This is a genomic window from Sphingopyxis granuli (assembly GCF_001559015.1).
Lineage (GTDB): Bacteria > Pseudomonadota > Alphaproteobacteria > Sphingomonadales > Sphingomonadaceae > Sphingopyxis > Sphingopyxis granuli.
Genome location: NZ_CP012199.1, coordinates 3934252 through 3952138, shown reverse-complemented (window position 1 = coordinate 3952138; position 17887 = coordinate 3934252). Strand labels below are relative to the sequence as shown.

General features: G+C 65.3%; 16 protein-coding genes. 9 read left to right on the top strand and 7 right to left on the bottom strand.

All coding sequences use genetic code 11. The features are described from left to right. Window positions 1–86 precede the first annotated feature (86 nt). Complete coding sequence (locus SGRAN_RS18110) at window positions 87–1046, top strand: Coq4 family protein (RefSeq protein ID WP_067185956.1); 960 nt, start codon at window positions 87–89, stop codon at window positions 1044–1046. A gap of 15 nt (window positions 1047–1061) precedes the next feature. Here SGRAN_RS18110 and SGRAN_RS18105 read toward each other — a convergent pair whose 3' ends face one another. After that, the gene (locus SGRAN_RS18105) at window positions 1062–2408 is read right to left on the bottom strand and encodes an oxygenase MpaB family protein (protein WP_210434171.1); all 1347 of its coding nucleotides are present in this window, start codon (window positions 2406–2408) and stop codon (window positions 1062–1064) included. Between the two features lie 81 nt (window positions 2409–2489). Here SGRAN_RS18105 and SGRAN_RS18100 point away from each other — a divergent pair, with 81 nt between their 5' ends. Both SGRAN_RS18100 and SGRAN_RS22700 read left to right on the top strand, forming a co-directional pair. Further along, window positions 2490–3188 (top strand): CerR family C-terminal domain-containing protein, encoded by a 699-nt coding sequence (locus tag SGRAN_RS18100; RefSeq protein WP_067185952.1) that lies wholly within the window; start codon window positions 2490–2492, stop codon window positions 3186–3188. Window positions 3189–3522: 334 nt separating this feature from the next. Then, complete coding sequence (locus tag SGRAN_RS22700; protein ID WP_158682282.1) at window positions 3523–3699, top strand: hypothetical protein; 177 nt, start codon at window positions 3523–3525, stop codon at window positions 3697–3699. Between the two features lie 48 nt (window positions 3700–3747). Here the strand turns inward: SGRAN_RS22700 and SGRAN_RS18095 are convergent, their stop codons facing one another. After that, the gene (locus SGRAN_RS18095) at window positions 3748–4419 is read right to left on the bottom strand and encodes an FABP family protein (protein WP_067185950.1); all 672 of its coding nucleotides are present in this window, start codon (window positions 4417–4419) and stop codon (window positions 3748–3750) included. A 412-nt stretch (window positions 4420–4831) separates the two neighbouring features. Between SGRAN_RS18095 and SGRAN_RS18090 the strand changes: the two genes are divergently transcribed. The 3 genes from SGRAN_RS18090 to SGRAN_RS18080 all read left to right on the top strand — a co-directional run bounded on the left by SGRAN_RS18090 (window position 4832) and on the right by SGRAN_RS18080 (window position 11289). Next, window positions 4832–7576: a TonB-dependent receptor plug domain-containing protein gene (locus tag SGRAN_RS18090; RefSeq protein WP_082737343.1), complete on the top strand. Its 2745-nt coding sequence runs from the start codon at window positions 4832–4834 to the stop codon at window positions 7574–7576. 100 nt (window positions 7577–7676) lie between these two features. Beyond that, a complete protein-coding gene (locus SGRAN_RS18085; RefSeq protein ID WP_172709672.1) occupies window positions 7677–9812 on the top strand; it encodes a S9 family peptidase in 2136 nt (711 codons plus the stop codon). Window positions 9813–9882: 70 nt separating this feature from the next. After that, window positions 9883–11289: an amino acid permease gene (locus tag SGRAN_RS18080; RefSeq protein WP_067185945.1), complete on the top strand. Its 1407-nt coding sequence runs from the start codon at window positions 9883–9885 to the stop codon at window positions 11287–11289. A gap of 57 nt (window positions 11290–11346) precedes the next feature. Here the strand turns inward: SGRAN_RS18080 and SGRAN_RS18075 are convergent, their stop codons facing one another. Continuing rightward, the gene (locus SGRAN_RS18075) at window positions 11347–11802 is read right to left on the bottom strand and encodes an Lrp/AsnC ligand binding domain-containing protein (RefSeq protein ID WP_067185943.1); all 456 of its coding nucleotides are present in this window, start codon (window positions 11800–11802) and stop codon (window positions 11347–11349) included. Between the two features lie 211 nt (window positions 11803–12013). Between SGRAN_RS18075 and SGRAN_RS18070 the strand changes: the two genes are divergently transcribed. Together SGRAN_RS18070 and SGRAN_RS18065 are read left to right on the top strand one after the other, a co-directional pair. Then, on the top strand, window positions 12014–12412 hold the full coding sequence (locus tag SGRAN_RS18070; protein ID WP_067185941.1) for a hypothetical protein: 399 nt from the start codon (window positions 12014–12016) through the stop codon (window positions 12410–12412). 61 nt (window positions 12413–12473) lie between these two features. Continuing rightward, entirely contained in the window at window positions 12474–14108 is a 1635-nt protein-coding gene (locus SGRAN_RS18065) for an amidohydrolase family protein (protein WP_210434170.1), read from the top strand. A 15-nt stretch (window positions 14109–14123) separates the two neighbouring features. On the opposite strand, the gene SGRAN_RS18060 is transcribed toward SGRAN_RS18065, so the two are convergent. The 3 genes from SGRAN_RS18060 to rplU form a co-directional block, all read right to left on the bottom strand. Further along, window positions 14124–14708, bottom strand: coding sequence for a GNAT family N-acetyltransferase (locus SGRAN_RS18060; protein WP_067185939.1), 585 nt, complete (start codon window positions 14706–14708; stop codon window positions 14124–14126). Between the two features lie 242 nt (window positions 14709–14950). Beyond that, window positions 14951–15220: a 50S ribosomal protein L27 gene (gene rpmA, locus SGRAN_RS18055; RefSeq protein WP_067106365.1), complete on the bottom strand. Its 270-nt coding sequence runs from the start codon at window positions 15218–15220 to the stop codon at window positions 14951–14953. 42 nt (window positions 15221–15262) lie between these two features. Further along, on the bottom strand, window positions 15263–15742 hold the full coding sequence (rplU, locus tag SGRAN_RS18050) for a 50S ribosomal protein L21 (RefSeq protein ID WP_067185938.1): 480 nt from the start codon (window positions 15740–15742) through the stop codon (window positions 15263–15265). 229 nt (window positions 15743–15971) lie between these two features. On the opposite strand from rplU, the gene SGRAN_RS18045 reads away from it, so the two are divergent. Then, window positions 15972–16490, top strand: a complete 519-nt coding sequence (locus SGRAN_RS18045) for a hypothetical protein (protein ID WP_067185936.1) — start codon at window positions 15972–15974, stop codon at window positions 16488–16490. A gap of 234 nt (window positions 16491–16724) precedes the next feature. Here the strand turns inward: SGRAN_RS18045 and pspF are convergent, their stop codons facing one another. Continuing rightward, the gene (pspF, locus tag SGRAN_RS18040; protein WP_067185934.1) at window positions 16725–17753 is read right to left on the bottom strand and encodes a phage shock protein operon transcriptional activator; all 1029 of its coding nucleotides are present in this window, start codon (window positions 17751–17753) and stop codon (window positions 16725–16727) included. Window positions 17754–17887 lie beyond the last annotated feature (134 nt).

The window sequence follows — 17887 nt, the reverse complement described above, 5'->3', positions numbered from 1 at the left end:
TCGATGCCGCACGAAGTGCCAGCTATATAAGTTGATTATTCTATTCTTATAGTGTAATCGATCGATCGATGAAATTCGGGAGATGAATGGCGATGATCGAACCGTCGATGCGCAAGGAATTCGAAACCTGGGTCGAGACGGCCCGTCCGCCGCTGGCGGAGGAGCCGGCGCTGGGCCTCGCTGCCCTGATGACGACCGCCGCCTTCGTCGATCCCGTCGCGCAGGTGCCGATCTTCGACGCCATCGCAGCCGCCACGGCGGCGAGCGACAACGGTGCCGCGCGCGCGACGCAGATCGCGGCGGCGCTGCCGTGGGCGACCGAGGGCAAACCGCGCATCGCGCTGCCGCGCGCGCTGTGGGACGATTATTGGGCGATCGTGGCCGAGCCGCCCTCGCCGACCGCGGGCGAACTCGATCTGACGCTCGCCGTCGTCGCGCTCGGCAGCCGCTACGACCAGCGGATGATCGACGCCTGCGAGGCGGCGCTGCTCGAATTCGACAGCGTGCACGAACTGATCGCCCAGCCCGAGGTGCGGCTGACCACCGCCGACCTCGAAAGCCACGCAGCCGACAGCCTTGCGCATGATCTGCTATCGATGCTGACCGCGAACGGGTACGATATCGAGGTGATCGACGCCGACACCGTCGTCCTGCCGGGCGACTATCCGGCGCAGAACCGGACCAACCGGCGCATCCTCCAGCTCCACGACATCTGGCATCTGGTCGCCGGATATGGCTTCACCCCGGCGGGCGAGGTCGCGATCTCCGGCTTTCAGATGGCGCAGTTCGGCCAGAATTATTCGACGCGTTTCCTGGCGACGGTGGCGTCCAAGGCCGCGGTCCACGCACCGGCGATGATGGACATGCTGCTGACCGTGATGTTCGACGGCTGGCGCCACGGACGCGCGACGAAGGAGCTGATCGCGGTTCCGTGGCACCAGCGCATCGCCGACCCGATCGAGCGCGTTCGCGCCGAACTCGGCATTCGTCCGCTCGACAGTGCGGCGGTGCGGATGATGGAAGCCCTCACCCCGGCGGCCGCCTAGCGCGGCCGCGCTGACCTATTCGGCGGGCACCGGCGGCGCTGACGGGCGGTATTGCGCGGCGTCGGTGGTGAATTCGGCATGGCCATAACTCGCGAGTTGCGCCTTGAGCTTGGCGATCAGCCGCCGGTCGGCGACCGCACGCAATCCCGGAATATGCGCCGCAAGCGCATAAAGCCGGATCCGGGCATAGATGAACAGTCCGGCGATCGCCGCCAGCGCGACATCGCCGGCGGTGAGATGGACGCCGATCGCCGCGGCCTTCGCCTTGTCGCCGCCCATGAAGCTCTTGACGAAGAAGAGCTTGGCAAAGGCGCGCTCGAAGATCTCGTGCAGGCGCGCGCGCAGCGAATCGTCGGCGCGCAGGTCGGCCGCCATCGTCGCGCGCAGCAGTTCGCCGCAGGTGCTGTCGTCATAGCCGCTGCGGAGCGTGCCGCTCCGCGCGTTCATCAGATCGACGATTCCCTGCGGCGTGTCGGCGAGCAGTTCCTCGGGCAGGCCGAGCAGGAAACAGCGATAGCGGGCCAGTTCGACCGTCGCGCGCTCGGCGGGGGTGAATTCGTGACGCCCCTCCTCGATCATCCTGTACGACAGCAGGAAGACCGAGATCAGCCCGGCCGGCATCTGGTCGACCTGCGGGATCGGAATGCCATAGACGTCCATGTCCCAGTCGTCCGGGCGCCGCAGCACATTCGCACGCACCATCGAATGCATCAGCCGCACCATCGCCGCGGCCTTGAAGCCGGGACCATGACGTTCGAGCGCGCCGGGCAGCAGCGAGGTGGTGAAGAATGTCGCGGTATCCTTGACGCGGCGCGCCGCGGTCTGGCTCGACAGCGTGCCGGTGATCGCCATCGGCAGCGCGGCATATTTGTTCATGAAGGTCGCGATGAAGGCGCCGCGAATGATGAACGGGCCGAAATTGGCAGCCGAATTGCGGTCGATCCGCGCGCCTTCCTCGACCAGCTTCATGTCGAGCCAGTCGGGAATCCGCTCCATGTCGCGGATGAAGGCGACCAGTTCGGGCGGTGCCCCCGGGACGTTCTCGACGCCTTCATCGCAGGCGCGCGTCAGCATGTCGACCAGCGCGCGGAATCCATATTCGCGCATCAGCGCGGCATAGGCATCGGCGGTCGCATCGCCGGTCATCGTATAGGCACGGATGAATTCGACCCGGTCGGGATCGGCGAGCAGGGCATCGCGGTCGCGGTCATATTTGCCCGACAGCGCGGTCGGATCGCCCGGCGCCGCGGCGAAGCGTTCGGGAACGGCCCGGAAATCGACCTTGCCGTACATCGCGGGCACCCGATCCCGCTGCGATTCCACCTTCGCCCACAGAGTGTCGAGCGTCGCGCGCGTGATCAATATCCATCTCCCTCTCGACGAGATGGCATCGGCCATATATATCAATTGATATAAATTCAAGCAAAAGGGATTGAACCGCCGATGCCGCGCTCCGCAACCCCGGCCACCCCGCTCCGCACCGCTTCCGACGGCTATCGCAAGGGCGAGGAGACGCGCGCGCGCATCCTCGCCGTCGCGCTCGCCGCGTTCGGCAACAGCGGCTTCGCCAGCGTCACGACCCGGCAAATCGCCAGGGAGGCGGGCGTGAACCTGCCCGCGCTCACCTATTATTTCGGCAACAAGCGCGGCCTCTATCTCGCCTGCGCGCACGCGATCGTCGCGCGCTATCGCGAAGGCATGGGCGCCGTGGCGCTGACATCCTATGCCGCGCTGCAGGAACCGCTGGCGCCCGACGCAGCGCGCGCGCTGCTCAAGCGGCTGTTTGCGGCGCTGGCGCGCTTCCTGCTCGCGACACCGGGGGCGCAGAATCCGTCGCTGTTCGTCCAGCGCGAAATCGCAAGCCCTGGTCCCGCCTTCGAGATTCTCTATGCTGAACTGTGGCGCCCGGGCATCGAGCTTGCGACCGATCTGATCGTGCAGACGACGGGCGGGCAACTGACGGAGACCGAGGCACAGGTGCGCGCGGTGCTGATGATTTCAAGCCTGACGGGCTTCCTCTCAGGCCTGCCGGTCATCGCACGCACGGCAGGAAAGGCTGACTATGTTGCGCTCGTCATCGCGGCGCTTGCAAGGCAGATCGACTCCCTTGGACGCGATGATCAACATTGTGCGGACATCTGACGGCGTCGACCCACTTGCACCGACGAAGACCAGCCACGGACTTGAACACATATTCCCCAAAGCAACCGTTTCAGATGACCTGTAACGCCAACGCAAACAGCCGGGATGAAGCGCGAAGCGGACATTGTCGTTCGCTTCCGAGTTCAGAATTTTCAATAACTTACGTACGGGTCATGAACGTCCTTGCCCCGGCCGCCGCTACTCGGGGCTTTCCGGAGTCGTTTTCGCTGCCGATCACTTCGTCTACCGCCCACCGATCCGACGGGGCCGCGGTTTCGCGCCGTGATCCGGCCCGCGCTTTCCTTGCGCTTAAGGCAAGGAGAGGAGAGAGGTCATGGGCGGGCGACGCGCTCATCGGGATGTCTACCAGTGGCGGCCCCGGATCGTGATGATTCCGCGGTTCGGCATGATGGTCACGCGCGACGGCGCGCGGTCCGGCCTGATCCTGCCGGGGCGCTATCTGGTGCGCAAGTCGCGAACGATGGGGCAGATGATGTATCGGCGGACCTAGGGTCCTGACCCAAGCGGCGATCCTTCGGAGGACCGCCGCCACCGTGCGTCAGTCCGCCCGTTGCGGCGTGGCGGCCGCCTTTCGGTCCCTGACGGTCCTGGCCCAGGGGTTGAGGTCGGGTTCGGCGATCTTGGTCAGCCTGTTCCGGTCGCGGTGCTGGAACGCGACGTCGCGTCCGCGCACCATCAGGCTCGTGTCGGATATGTAGCTCCACGATCCGTCGCGGTGGAAGCTCACCTCGATGCGATAGCTGTCGGTCCGGAACGCGAGTTCGAGGAAGGTGGTCGAACAGATGCCATAGTCGGTCCGCCCGCGCTCCGCGGTCAGGATCAGCTTCGTCGCCTGCGGCGTGGCGTGTCCCGCCGCGATCGCCACCTGCCCGCGCGGGATCGCCACGGTCTGCAGGATGAGGCCGGTCGCCGGCTCCCACAGCCAATAGCCGACCTGATCGTGGAAGGCGATGTCCTCGTCGGGCGTGTTGATGTGCACATGATAGCGCAAGCCGTAGAAGAGCTGCGGCCCGTTGGTCTGCGGGTCGATCGGATGCATCTCGATACGCTCGTAATAGGATTTCCGCTCGGGTCCCTCGGCCTTGGGGTTGAGGTCGACCCCGCGATGCCCCTCCCACACGCCCGCCAGCCGCCGCAACGGCCCCAGATGCGCCAGCGTGTCGGCGTCGATCGGATCGGGCTCGGTGAAAATATCGTCCGGAATGTCCACGCCCCTGTTTCTCCCCTGACTGCGCAACCGCTCGACCCCGCTCGGCGCGATTCGACCGTCCGGTGATAGCCTAGCAAGGCGCGGCGCCCTTGTCGCCGCCGCGGACTCGCAACTCGGGCCCGCTCTCGAGTCGTCTTCACGACGGCCGAGAGGAGCGATTCCGCCCCGGTTTGGCACGGATATCGGCCGTCTGCCCATATTGGTGACGGAGCGGGGCGCTCCGTCAGGGCGGAATCATGATGATCTATCGGGAAATTTTCCAACAGACCCGAAGAATTGACGAATTTCACGTAAAACGGAGAATTAAATCCGGATTTCGGATGAAAATACCACGCACCTTCGGAAACCCCGATGATAGCATCCGATAACTGAAGAATTCACGGTCGGAATTCGCAAAAAGGGGATTAGCAACATGGGAGACAGTGAGATTTTCGTTGGTCGCGTTGCCCGTTTCACACGGGCCGTACTGATGGTTTCGGCGATGGGCGTCGCCGGAATCGCTCCGGCGATGGCACAGGATACGGCCGCACAGGATACGCAGAACGACAGCGCGCAGAGCGCGGCGACGGGCGGTGAAATCATTGTGACCGGGTCTCGCCTGCGCCAGACCGATCTGGTGGCGGCGGCGCCCGTCACGATCATGGATGCGGCGGAGATCGACCGAACAGGCGCACAGAGCGTCGGCGAACTTCTGCGCGAATTGCCGGTCGCCAGCCCATCGACGAGCGAGTCGGCGGGCCGTGGCAATGACGGCTCCGCGACGGTCGCCTTGCGCGGGCTGGACGCGGTCAACACGTTGGTGCTGGTGAACGGCCGCCGCATGCTGTCGAACAATGCCGGCGGCACGGTCGATCTGAACAGTGTGTCCTTCGACGCCGTCGAGCGCGTGGAAATCCTGCAGAACGGCGCCTCGGCAATTTATGGCACCGACGCCGTGGCGGGCGTGGTCAATATGATCATGCGGCGCGACTATGACGGGATACGGGTGCGCGCGGGCATGGGCATCAGCAGCCGCGGCGATTTGCCGACGCAGGAAGTCAGCGCGCTGTTCGGCCGGAAATGGTCGACCGGCGGCTTCGTGCTCAACGCCGCCTATCGCCATTCGGGCGGCAACAAGATCTCGGACCGCCCCGTCAGCCTCGATCCCGACTGGCGTGCGCAGGGCGGACGCAATTTCCGCGACTCCGCACCGCTTTCGACGGCGTTCCGGGGATTGGACCCCGCCGACCCCAACCGGGCGCTGATCATCCGCGAAGGCGTCACGCAGGCCACCTCGCTCGCCGACTTCCGCGACTATATTTTCCCCGGAACGGCGACGCCGATCACGTCCGGGAATGACGGCGTCAACTATTTCGAATATGAAAGCAGCGCGTCGAAGATATCGCAGTATAATCTCTATTTTTCCGGTCATCAGGACCTGAACGACAGCATCTCGGCCTTTGTGGAGGCGTCCTATAACAAGCGGAATTCGCTTGGCTTCTTTGCGCCTGACTATTTTATTTTCAGCGATCAGAATATCGTCAGCGCCAACAATGACTATAACCCCTTTGGCCGCGACGTCGCGGCGGCGAGGACGCTGCTCGAAGTGACCCGGACCGGCGTCCCGCGTTCGAAGGATGTCTCGTCGAAGCTCTACCGCATTGTCGGCGGCCTTCAGGGCCGGATCGGCAATAGCTGGAACTGGGAGCTTTCCGGCAATTATCAGAAGCTGGACTATTACAGCTATGGCGGCCGCGGCGTGCAGCGCGCGCGTCTGCGCATCGCGATCGGCGATTCCGATATCTGCCGCGCGACGCCCGGCTGTGTGCCGATGAACCTCTTCGGCGCGACGGGAAGCGTGACCGATGAAATGCTGGACTTCGTTCTGGTTGATCGCTTCACCGATATCGATTCGAAGCTGGCGTCCTTCGTCGGCAATATTTCCGGGACCTTGCTGCAATTGCCCGCGGGCGACCTGAATATATCGATCGGCGGCGAATATCGGGCCGAATCCTTCGCGCAAGTCCAGGACGACCAGCCCGACAAGACGACGCGCACGCCGCCGTTCCTGCCGCCGACGCGCAAGGTCAGCGAAGTCTATGGCGAGCTCGGCATTCCGCTGCTGCGCGATATTCCGTTCATCTATCGCCTGGATGTCGAGGCGGCCGTGCGTTTTTCGCATTACAACGGCTTCGGCAACACGACCAATCCGCAGGCTTCGGTACGGTGGCGTCCCTATGAGGATTTGTTGATCCGCGGTTCGTGGAGCAGCGCGTTCCGGGCGCCCAATTTCACGGAAGCCAATACCACGCAAAGCCGTTCGGCCCGGCCCGTCAACGATCCCTGCGCCTCCCCATCCTATGCCAGCTTCCCAGGCTGCAACGGCAGGCAGGCGGAAGTAAATACCAGCACGCCGATCATCACCGGCGGCAACCCCGATCTGCGCCCGGAAACGGCGAAGAGCATCACGGCGGGCTTCGTGTTCACGCCGCGCTTCCTGCCCCGCTTTTCGTTGACGGTCGACTTCTACAAGATCAACAAGTCGGACATCATCGGCATTGCCGATCCGGCCTATATCGCCCTGCAAAACGCCCAGGGCACGGGCTATCTGGGCGCGGTTTTGCGCAGTCCCGTCAATAATTCGATCACCGACATCTATTCGCTTCGCGAAAATCTGTTGAAGCTGAAAGTGCGCGGGATCGATATCGGCGCGGAATATACCACGCCCGAAGCGTCGTGGGGCAGCCTGAACATCCGAGCCGACGCCACCTATCTCGACAGCTACACCCAGTCACCCGCGCCGGGAACGCCACCTGTCGAACGTGCGGGCACCTATACCACGGCGATCGGCACGCTGGCGAAATGGCGCGCATCGGGCCGCGCGACCTGGACGCTCAATAACATCTCGCTGACCTATGGCATGCGCTATGTCGGCGGTGTGGAGAATCAGGCGTCGCTTCTGGTCAACGGCCAGTATCTGCGGGCGGGAAGCTATCTCCAGCACGACCTGATGTTCACGACCGAGGTCGACGAGCGCATGAAATTGTCGCTGGGTGTCGAGAATGTCACCGACCGGATGCCGCCGTTTCTGGAAGGGAATTATTATAACGGCTTCGACAATCTGACGTTCAGCTCGCGCGGCCGCTTCTTCTATGCCCGCGCGGAAATGAACTTCTGACGACGGCCACGGCGGGACCGGCACGGCCTGTGCCTGTCCCGCCGGGACCTGTCCGGCGACGGCATCGCGGCAATGGGGGCCTTTTCCAAAGGGGACAATGATGACATATTTCACCACTCGGCGTTCGACTCTCGCTCTGGCGATCGCTCTGGTTGCGCCCGGCCTGTCGGCTGGCGCCATCCTTGCCAATCCGGCGATCGCCGCCTCGGCAAGCGCGCCCGCCGCGTCGTCAGAGACGGCGAACGTCCAGATCAACGACCTCTTTGCATTGCGGCGGGCCAGCGATCCGCAGCTGTCGCCGGACGGCACGCGCGTGATCTTTTCGGTGTCGCAACCCGTCGCGTTGGGCGTGCCCCAGTCGCTGATCTGGATCGGCGACGTCGCGGCGCGCACGGCAAAGCCGTGGGGCGGCGGCGAGGGCGTGCGCGGCGGTTCGGCGCGCTGGTCGCCCGACGGCACGCGCATCGCCTATCGAGGCCGCAGCGGAGACAAGAGCGGAATCCTCGTCGCAAATGCCGATGGGTCCAACCCACAGATGATCGCGGAACTCAGGGGCACCAACGAACTGTTGCCGGGGTCGGACGATGATTTCCTATGGTCGCCCGACGGCAAGCGGATCGCGTTCGTTTCGGCCGTCGATGGGCCGGAGCCGTCGATGGACGGCGATCCCATGGTGATCACGCGCTATGGCTATCGGCCGATGAACGGCTATCCCAAGCGATTCGTCGACAACCGGCGCCTGCATCTTTTCGTCGTCGATGTCGCGTCGCGGGACGTGAAGCAAATCACGCACGGGCTGCGGTCCGAACATTCGATCGACTGGTCGCCGGACGGCAGGAAGCTGGCGTTCCTGTCGAATTACGAACCCGATCCCGACATGACCTTCAACTACGACATTTCGGTCGTCGACGTCGATTCCGGGGCGATTACGCGCGTGACGGAGACGAAGAGCGCCGAATATGCGCCGCGCTGGTCGCCCGATGGCAAGACCATCGCCTTTCTGGGGCTGAAGCGCGACAAGACGTCGTCCGAAACCAATATGGAGGACACGCACGTCTGGACGATCGACGTGGCGTCCGGACAGCGGCGTGAATTGGGCGCCGTCATCGATAATCGCCAGAGCCGCGCGGCGTGGTCGCCCGATGGGCGCTGGATATATTTCACGGTTCAGGCCCGGGGCAATGTCGGTCTCTATCGCCTGCCGGCGGCAGGCGGCGGCGTCGAGCGTGTCGGTCCTCCCGCAACGATGCGCGCCGACGTCGGCGGCTTTTCGCTGCAGAAGAACGGCACAATCGTGGCCGCGCTGGCCACGCCGGGCAATCTTGCCGAACTCTATACGCTGAAGCCGAACCGGACCGATCCGCCGGTCGCGATCACCAGTCTCAACGCGAATATCCTGGCCAAGCGGGCCGTGGGAGAGGTTTCGGCGTTCACTTTTCGGAGTTTCGATGGCCGCGAAGTCGAGGCCTTTCTGACCAAGCCCGTGGGTCTCGATCCTTGGGCGGCGAAGAAATACCCGTTGATCGTGATGATCCACGGCGGGCCGCACGGGCAGCAGGGACCGACCTTCAACCACAAGGCGCAAGTCTATGCCGCGCGCGGCTGGGCCGCGCTGATGGTCAATTATCGTGGCTCGACCGGATATGGCCAGGGCTTTTCCGATGCGATCACGCGCGATCAGAACGGCGGGGAGGCGAAGGACATATTGGCCGGGCTGGATGCCGCGTCGGCGCAAAATCCATGGATCGACACCGATCGTCTGGGCATCGAAGGCGGCAGCTATGGCGGGCAATTGACCAATTGGCTGATCACGCAGACTCCGCGTTTCAAGGCCGCCATCCCGTGGGCCGGAATCTCCAATCTCGTCAGCTTCAACTACACATCGTCCTATCACGACTATCTTGAGCAGGAATATGGCGGAAAACCGCATGTCGACGGTATTATGGACATGCTGTGGGAACGCTCGCCGATCCGATATGTGCAGAATGTGAAGACGCCGGTGATGTTCGGGCATGGCGACCGTGATTTCGACGTCGATCCGTCCGAGGACGATCAGTTCTTCATCGCCCTTCGCGACGTCGGCGTAGAAGCTATGATGCTTCGCTATCCGCGCGAAGGTCATGGCATGCGGGAAACGCAGCATATCGCCGATTTCCTTCAGCGCTCTATCGACTGGTACGAGACACATTTTTCGTCGGAGCCCCGCACGACCACCGTCAACACGCGGATGAAATGATCCTGCGCCGCGTTTGAGCGGTTCCATCCCCATCAGATTTTTGTCGCCTTGCTTCGCGAAAGGGACCCTCATGTCCTTTTTGACCCGCCGAAAGGCGATCGATACGATCGGAGCGGTCGGCGAGACCCAGCGGCTTCATCGCACGCTCGGCTGGCCGCATCTGATCGGCCTCGGCGTCGGCGCCATCGTCGGCACCGGCATCTATACGCTGATCGGCGTAGGCGCGGAGCGGGCGAGACCCGCCGTCATCATCGCCTTCGTCGTCGCCGGGCTGGTCTGCGTCTGCGCCGCGCTCGCCTATGCCGAACTCGCGACGCTGATGCCCGTGTCGGGCAGCGCCTATACCTACAGCTACGCGGTAATCGGCGAAGGCGTCGCCTGGGTCATCGGGTGGAGCCTCGTGCTCGAATATTCGGTGGTTTGCTCGGCGGTCGCGGTCGGCTGGTCGGGCTATGCGGTCGGCTTCCTCCTGGCGGCGGGGATCGACGTTCCGCTCGCGCTCGCCGCCGGTCCGCATGCCGGCGGGATCATCAACCTGCCGGCGATCCTGATCGTCGCGGCGGTGGCCGGGCTGTTGCTGGTCGGCACGCGCGAAAGCGCCACGCTCAACATGGCGCTCGTCGTCCTCAAGATCGCGGCGCTCGCGGCTTTCGTCGTGCTGGCGATGAAGGCGTTCGACGCCGGCAATTTCCGGCCCTTCATGCCCTATGGCTTTGCCGCGCATGAATTCGACGGGCAGGTGCGCGGGGTGATGGCGGCGGCCGCGATCATCTTCTTCGCCTTCTATGGCTTCGACGCGGTGTCGACCGCGGCGGAAGAGACGAAGAATCCCGCGCGCGACCTGACCATCGGCATCATCGGCTCGATGGTTGTCTGCACGCTGGTCTATATGGCGGTCGCCGCGGCGGCGATCGGCGCAATGCCGTTCATGGAATTCTCGCGCTCGGGTGAGCCGCTAGCCTATGTGCTGCGCCAGCTCGGCCATCCGGGTGTCGCGACGCTGATCGGCGCAGTCGCCGACGTCGCGCTGCCGACGGTGATCCTGGCTTTCATGTTCGGACAGAGCCGCATCTTCTTCGTCATGGCGCGCGACCGGATGCTGCCCGAACGGCTCGGCCGCGTGAATGCGAAGGGTACGCCGGTGGCGGTGACGATCGGAACCGCGATCGTCGTGTCGGGCATTGCGGGCTTCTTTCCGCTGGCGGAGATCGCCGAGCTGGCGAATGCGGGAACGCTCGCCGCGTTCGTCGCCGTCGGCCTGTGCCTGATCGTGCTGCGCGTACGCCGGCCCGATCTGCCGCGGCAGTTCCGCGCGCCGATGCCCTGGGTCGTCGGGCTGGTCGCGATCTTCGGCTGCCTCTATCTGTTCATCAGCCTGCCGGCGGTCACGCAGGGCCGGTTCCTGATCTGGAACCTGATCGGCGCCGGCGTCTATCTGGCCTATGGCGCGCGCAAGAGCCGCCTGGCCGGGCAATAGGGAAGGGGACGGATGCGCGCGCCGGGCGTCCGTCCTCCGTCCGCCGGGGCGCGGCGGTCACAGCGGCAGGCTGGCCGAATTCTTGACCTCATCCAGCACCGCATAGGTGCGCGTCTCGCGCACGCCGGGCATATGGACCAGCGTGTCGACCAGGAAAGCGCGATACGCCTCCATGTCGCGCACGCGCACCTTGATCAGATAGTCGAAGCCGCCCGCCACCATGTGGCATTCGAGAATTTCCGGCATCACCGACACCGACGTCGCGAACTCCTGAAACACATCGCCGGTCGTGCGGTCCATCAGCACCTCGATGAAGACCAGCAGCGCGTGGTCGAGCTTGGTCGGGTTGAGCAGGGCATGGAAACCCAGGATATAACCCTGTTCGCGCAGCCGCTTCAGCCGGTCGAAACAGGCCGACGGCGACAGGCCGCACCGGTTCGCCAGTTCCTGGTTGGTGATTCGGCCTTCGGCTTGGATCACCTTGAGAATGCGGCGGTCGGCGTCATTCAGCATCGATTATTCTCCGGATAATGCGGAATTATCCGGATGATCATCGTATAATGCACCAAAAATTCCAAGTAAATTCGACGTTATGCCGCTATATTGGAGATGTGACCGGTTCGGGACGCAGGAGTCGCCATTCGATCGGGTTCGGGCCGCCCGGCCCACGCCGCGCCGGCTGCGCGGCCGCCCTACCGATGGTCGCAGGAAAAGGAGTATCGAGGTGAAGCAGCACAAGCAACGCATGTGCATCATCAATCCCATGCTGGTCGAGGACATCGTCCCCCTCGCCGGCGGCCAGGCCGACATCATGTGCCGCATCGGCATCAGCTGGAACAGCTGGATCAAGATCCTCGCCGGCCAGCCGGTCCGCCAGTCGCTCGGGGAGCGGTTGCGGACGCGCATCCTCGCCGCGGCCGAAGGAATCGAAGGGTTCGGCGCGAAGTTCCCGGCCGCTGGCGGCGGGCTCGACCGGGCGGCGCTCGCCGCCGCCTTCCTGCTGCCGAGCCTGTCGGGCGCGAAGGACGACGACGAGGATTGGCAGCCCGCCGCCTTCGGGCACGGTGCGGCGGATCAGGCGGACGATCGCGGCGCGCGCTTTGCGGCGGCCGGTCGGGGATGACGGGCGGCCCGGACGAACCGGGCTTTCGAACAATAACGACGGGATGACGAGGGAGGATGGTATGCGCAGGATGATGAAGAAGGCGATGGGCTTGGCGGCGGGCGTGGCGATGCTCGCATCGGGCGCAGCGCTTCCCGTGAGCGCGGCGGTCGTTCCGTCGGCGACGGTCGCGCCGGCGCAGGATCATGGCGATCTGGCAACGGGTCCCTATCGCCGCCTCGTCATCCTCAATGCGATGGTGATTCCGGGGCATGGCGGACCGGCGGCCGGTCCCTACGACATTGTGATCGAGGGCAACCGGATCGCGGAGATGATCGCGCTCGACCCGGTGACGCTCGGTCGTCGCGGCGCGAGCGCCCGGCCTACCGGTGACCGGGTCATCGACGCGACAGGCAAGTTCGTCATGCCCGGCATGATCGATCTGCACATGCACATCCGCGAAGATCCGCTTCCGATGGCCTACAACCATTATCTGAAGCTCGCCCACGGCGTGACCTCGGAAGTGATGGTGCCCGACCGCGGCATGCCGCACGCGCTCGAGCAGCAGCGCCTGTCGGCCGCCAACCGCATCCTCGCGCCGCGCCTCTACCCCTATTGGACGTGGGGCAATCTGCCCGGTTACACGCGCGAGGAGCAGGAGGACCCGTCGCAGGCGCCGCGCATCGCGCGCGAGATCGCCGCGAAGGGCGCGCATGTCGTCAGCGTCGGGCCGATCGCCTGGAACCGCGAGCTTTTCGGCGCGGTGTGCAAGGCCGTCTATGCCGCAGGCGGGATCACCTCGGTCCATCTGCCGCCCGCGACCACCGCCGTCGTCGACGCGCTGACCGCCGCGAAGCTGGGAGTCACGATGATCGAGCATCATTATGGCTATGCCGAATCCGCGCTCGACCGCACGGTGCAGGATTTCCCTCGCGACTATAATTACGATGACGAGAGCCACCGCTTTCGCCACGCCGGCATGGTCTGGACCGAGGCCGACCGCGAGCCCGCGCGCACCCGCCTGCTGACCGAGGTGGCAAAGGAACTCGCCGAAACCGGCGTGACCATGCTGCCGACGCGCGTGGTCTACGAGGCCAACCGCGACATCCTGCGCGCGCAGGGGCTGCCGTGGCACGAGAAATATACGCACCAGTTGCTGTGGGAGAAGTTCCTCCCCAACCGCAACCTGCACGGCGGCTATTTCTGGGACTGGTCGTCGGAGGACGAGGCGGCGTGGAGCAAGGCCTACGACCTGTGGGGCCGGCTGATCTATGCCTTCAACAAGGAAGGCGGCCGCGTCGCCTATGGCACCGACGACAGCTATATCTGGGCGACCCCCGGCTTCTCCAACGTCCGCGAACTCGAACTGCTGCGCGAGGCGGGGCTGCACAATTACGAGGTACTGAAGGCCGCGACGCTGAACAGCGCGGAGGCGCTGCGCGAGGCGAAGCTGGGCCTGGTGCGTCCGGGTTATGCCGCCGACCTGCTGATCGTCGACCACAACCCGGCCTATAATCTGGCCTTCCTCTACGGTTTCGGCGCCAACACGCTCGATGCGTCGGGTCAGATGGTCCGCACCGCCGGCATCATCCACACGATCAAGGACGGCGTGGTGATGGAAAATGCCCGCCTGCTCGAAGAGGTCGCACGCATGGTCAAGGCATCGCGGCCCGAAGGCCGCGCGCCCGACACGGTGACGGCGCCCTTCCTGCCCTGAGGCGGGGGCGGCGGATCAGGCCGCCATCAGGCGCAGCTCGCCGCGGAAATCCTCGTCGAAGCGCATGGGGGTGACGGCATCGCTGCCGTCACCGTCGCCCTGCTCGAACAGCGCGCAGGGTGCTTCGCCCCCGCGCGCGAGGCTGTGACGCGGCACGACCCGACCGGTCGGCCGAAATCCCAGCTTGCGCAGCACCGCGCCCGACGCGGGGTTGTCGACGAAATGGCCGGCGGTCAGCTTGGGCAGCTTCATCGCATGGGCGATGCGGACGAGCTGGCGCCCCGCCTCGGTCGCGAAACCAAGCCCCCAATAGGGCCGCGCGATCCAGTACCCGAGTTCGAGCCCATCGTCGGGGCCGGGCGCGATGCCGCAGCCGCCGACGAGGCGCGGCGCGCGGCCGGTGCGCGCGAAGATCAGGAAGCGCGGCTGGTCGGGGGCGGTCGGCTGGTCGAGGAAGGCTGACGCCTCCGCTTCGCCATAGGGCCAAGGCGCGCGGGCGAGGCCCCGCACCACCGCCTCGTCGCCGATCGCACGGGCGAGCGCCGGGGCATCTTCCAGCCAGCCGGGCCGCAGCAACAGTCTATCGGTACGCGCAAACATTCTCATCACTCCCATTTGGCTGTCGCCTTGGCGCCAGATGGTGACGCTTTGGCGACAGTCGATGTGCGAGGGAGATGATCGGCCCGATTTTCGCGCCCGTCCGTCAAGCGACGGAATAAGGGCGAGAAAAAAGGGAGACCGGGGCGACCCGTCTCCCTCTTTTCGAACCTGGTTTTCCGCGTCGGGCGGAAAAGGGCGGTCCCGGGTCGTCCCTTGGTGGACGACCGCGGCAGGATCGTCCCTTATTCGGCGGCGTCCGCCATACAGTCGACCGACACATATTTGCGGCCGAGCTTGCCGTCGTGGAATCGGACGCGGCCGTCCGCGGTCGCGAACAGCGTGTGGTCCTTGCCGATGCCGACGTTGACGCCCGGATAGACCTTGGTGCCGCGCTGGCGCACGATGATGTTGCCGCCGATCACTTCCTGACCGCCGAACTTCTTCACGCCAAGGCGCTTGGATTGCGAGTCGCGGCCGTTGCGCGACGAACCGCCTGCCTTCTTATGTGCCATGACTGATGCTCCTTACTTCTGCCAAGCCGCGGACGAGCGCGCTCAGGCGTCCTTCTTGGGGGCCGCTTTCTTGGCGGCGGGCTTCTTCTCGGCGGCTTCGGCCTTGGGCGCGGCGGCCTTCTTCGGCGCTGCAGCTTTTTTCTCAGCGGGCGCAGCCTTGGCTTCGGCGGCCGGGGCGGCGTCTTCCTTCGGCGCTGCTTCCTTCTTCGGGGCGGCCTTCTTGGCTTCGCCGACCGACAGGATACGCAGCAGCGTCAGCGACTGGCGGTGGCCGTTGCGGCGGCGGTAATTGTGCCGGCGGCGCTTCTTGAAGACGATGACCTTCTCGCCGCGCGTCTGGGCGATGATCTCGGCAGAGACGGTCAGTCCCTTGGCGTCCTTCACCTCGCCGCCGTCGCCGGCCAGCAGGATGTCGCCCAGCGACACGGTGTCACCAGCCGCGCCCTCGATCTTCTCGACGGCGATCTTGTCTCCAGCGGCGACGCGATATTGTTTGCCGCCCGTGCGCACGATTGCGAACATGGTCTTCCATCCAATCAAAAACTAAATCGCCCGCGCTGCCGACCGCCCGCCGAAGCAGGCGAACTTTCCGGCATGCGGGAAAGACCGCGCCACTAGCGGGACCGGGGCTTTCTGTCAACCGCATGTTTCCGGGCTTTTCGGTGATTTCGCCGCCGTTCGCGGAATCCCGATGGGCGCGCATTCCGATTCGGCTTGCCGCCCCGCGCCGGCCCCCATATCAGGGGCGGCGATGACGCGCATCCCGCTTTCCCGTCCACTGGCGATCGCCGCCGCCCTGTCGCTTTCGGCCTGCGCCGCCGCGGGCGGGGACGGGGCGCCGTCGCTGGCCAAGCGGCCGGTTGAGGGACGATTCGACGTCGCGCCACCCGTAGTCGTCGTCGACCCGCCGGGGCCGTTGCCCGCCGACCTCGCTGGCCGCCTCGCGCGATGGGATGCCGATGCCGTCGCCGCGCAGAGGGCCTTCGCCGCCGAACGCGGCACCGCCGCGACGCTCGTCTCGGCCGCTTCGGGCGCCGCGGTCGCCAGCGAGCGCTGGGTCGTCGCACAGCAGGCGATCTCGCGCCTCCAGGCGACCCGCGCGCCGCTCACCGGCGCGCTCGCCGACATCGACCGGCTCTATCTCGACCGCAGCGTCGCAGAGGACATCGACGGTCTGCCCGATATCTATGCGCTGCGCGACCGCCTCGCCGACATGGCGGCGACGCAGAATGCGGTGGTCGAGGCGCTGGAGCGGCAATTGCCGCAATAGGGGGCCGACCCGGCCGGAAATCGTCACCCCGGACTTGCTTGGCAATTATTCCCGTTCCGACGCGTAGCTGTTCCCCGGCGAAAGCCGGGGTCCATGCGGGGCAGCACGACGCCATCTGGACCCGGCTTTCGCCGGGGAGCGAGCTGAAGAGCTTACAGGCCAAGCCGTTTCAGGGCCCATCGTAAGAACCATGGATGCCGAAACATATTCGACATGACGAAGGAATAGGCGAGGTTATTGATTCAGCCCATGCTTCTTCAGCGCATGGCGAATCTGGTCGTAGCTGAGCCCCAGCGCCTCGGCCGCGACCTTCTGATTATAGCGGCAGCGCGCCATCGTGTCGGCGAGGATCTGCCTTTCATAGCCGTCGACCGCGGCGCGCAGGTCGCTGACCGGCCCCGAAGGTGGCGCGGCCGGCGCGGCTTCGCTGGACGTGGCCGAAGGCGCGGAGGCGGGCGACGTGGCGGATTTGCGCTGCGCTGCGGGTTGCCACGGGCTCGCGAAGGGGTCGAAGCTCAGCACGTCGACCGGACGAGTCGCGTCGGCCCAGCGATAGATGGCGCGCTCGATGACGTTGCGCAGTTCGCGGACGTTGCCCGGCCAGTCGTGCCCTTCCATCGCCGCGAGCGCGCGCGGGCCGAAGCCTGGCCATTCCTCCCAGCCGAGCACCGCCGCCATGCGCTGCCCGAAATAGGTCGCGAGCACCTCGATATCGCCCTCGCGCGCGCGCAGCGGGGGCAGGGTGATGACCTCGAACGACAACCGGTCGAGCAGGTCGGCGCGAAAGCGGTTATCCTCGACCAGCGCGGGCAGATGCTCGTTGGTCGCCGCGACGATGCGGACGTCGACGCGCACCGGGCGTGACGCGCCGACGCGCGTGATCTCGCCATATTCGACCGCGCGCAGCAACCGCTCCTGCGCCGCCATCGACATCGTCGCCAGTTCGTCGAGGAATAATGTGCCGCCGTCGGCTTCCTCGAAACGGCCCGCGCGGCTGCGTGTTGCGCCGGTGAACGCGCCCGCCTCGTGTCCGAACAGTTCGGCCTCGATCAGCGTCTCGGGCATCGCGGCGCAGTTCAGAATCACATAGGGCTTGTCCCAGCGTGCCGACAGGCGGTGCAGGCGTTCGGCGATCAGTTCCTTGCCGGTGCCGCGCTCGCCGATCACTAGCACCGGGCGGTCGAGTAGCGCCGCCTGGCTCGCGCGGTCGACCGCATCCTGAAAGGCCGCCGATTGCCCGATGAACTGCGTTTCGCGCTCCATTCCCAACTATTGGCAAAATTTCCCGCTGAATGGCAAGAAGAATCGGCTTGTACGGAGATTTCGGTGTGAAGTTGCGCGCTTTTCCAGTGCTTTTGGGCAATTGGCACGCCCTCTGCATAGAATAAGGCGAACCG

Bases quoted from the DNA above. Each gene is read 5' to 3' on its own strand.
- SGRAN_RS18110 (WP_067185956.1), top strand. From the start codon at position 87: ATGGCGATGATCGAACCGTCGATGCGCAAGGAATTCGAAACCTGGGTC.
- SGRAN_RS18100 (WP_067185952.1), top strand. From the start codon at position 2,490: ATGCCGCGCTCCGCAACCCCGGCCACCCCGCTCCGCACCGCTTCCGAC.
- SGRAN_RS22700 (WP_158682282.1), top strand. From the start codon at position 3,523: ATGGGCGGGCGACGCGCTCATCGGGATGTCTACCAGTGGCGGCCCCGG.
- SGRAN_RS18090 (WP_082737343.1), top strand. From the start codon at position 4,832: ATGGGAGACAGTGAGATTTTCGTTGGTCGCGTTGCCCGTTTCACACGG.
- SGRAN_RS18085 (WP_172709672.1), top strand. From the start codon at position 7,677: ATGACATATTTCACCACTCGGCGTTCGACTCTCGCTCTGGCGATCGCT.
- SGRAN_RS18080 (WP_067185945.1), top strand. From the start codon at position 9,883: ATGTCCTTTTTGACCCGCCGAAAGGCGATCGATACGATCGGAGCGGTC.
- SGRAN_RS18075 (WP_067185943.1), bottom strand. From the start codon at position 11,802: ATGCTGAATGACGCCGACCGCCGCATTCTCAAGGTGATCCAAGCCGAA.
- SGRAN_RS18065 (WP_210434170.1), top strand. From the start codon at position 12,474: ATGCGCAGGATGATGAAGAAGGCGATGGGCTTGGCGGCGGGCGTGGCG.
- SGRAN_RS18060 (WP_067185939.1), bottom strand. From the start codon at position 14,708: ATGTTTGCGCGTACCGATAGACTGTTGCTGCGGCCCGGCTGGCTGGAA.
- rpmA (WP_067106365.1), bottom strand. From the start codon at position 15,220: ATGGCACATAAGAAGGCAGGCGGTTCGTCGCGCAACGGCCGCGACTCG.
- rplU (WP_067185938.1), bottom strand. From the start codon at position 15,742: ATGTTCGCAATCGTGCGCACGGGCGGCAAACAATATCGCGTCGCCGCT.
- SGRAN_RS18045 (WP_067185936.1), top strand. From the start codon at position 15,972: ATGACGCGCATCCCGCTTTCCCGTCCACTGGCGATCGCCGCCGCCCTG.
- pspF (WP_067185934.1), bottom strand. From the start codon at position 17,753: ATGGAGCGCGAAACGCAGTTCATCGGGCAATCGGCGGCCTTTCAGGAT.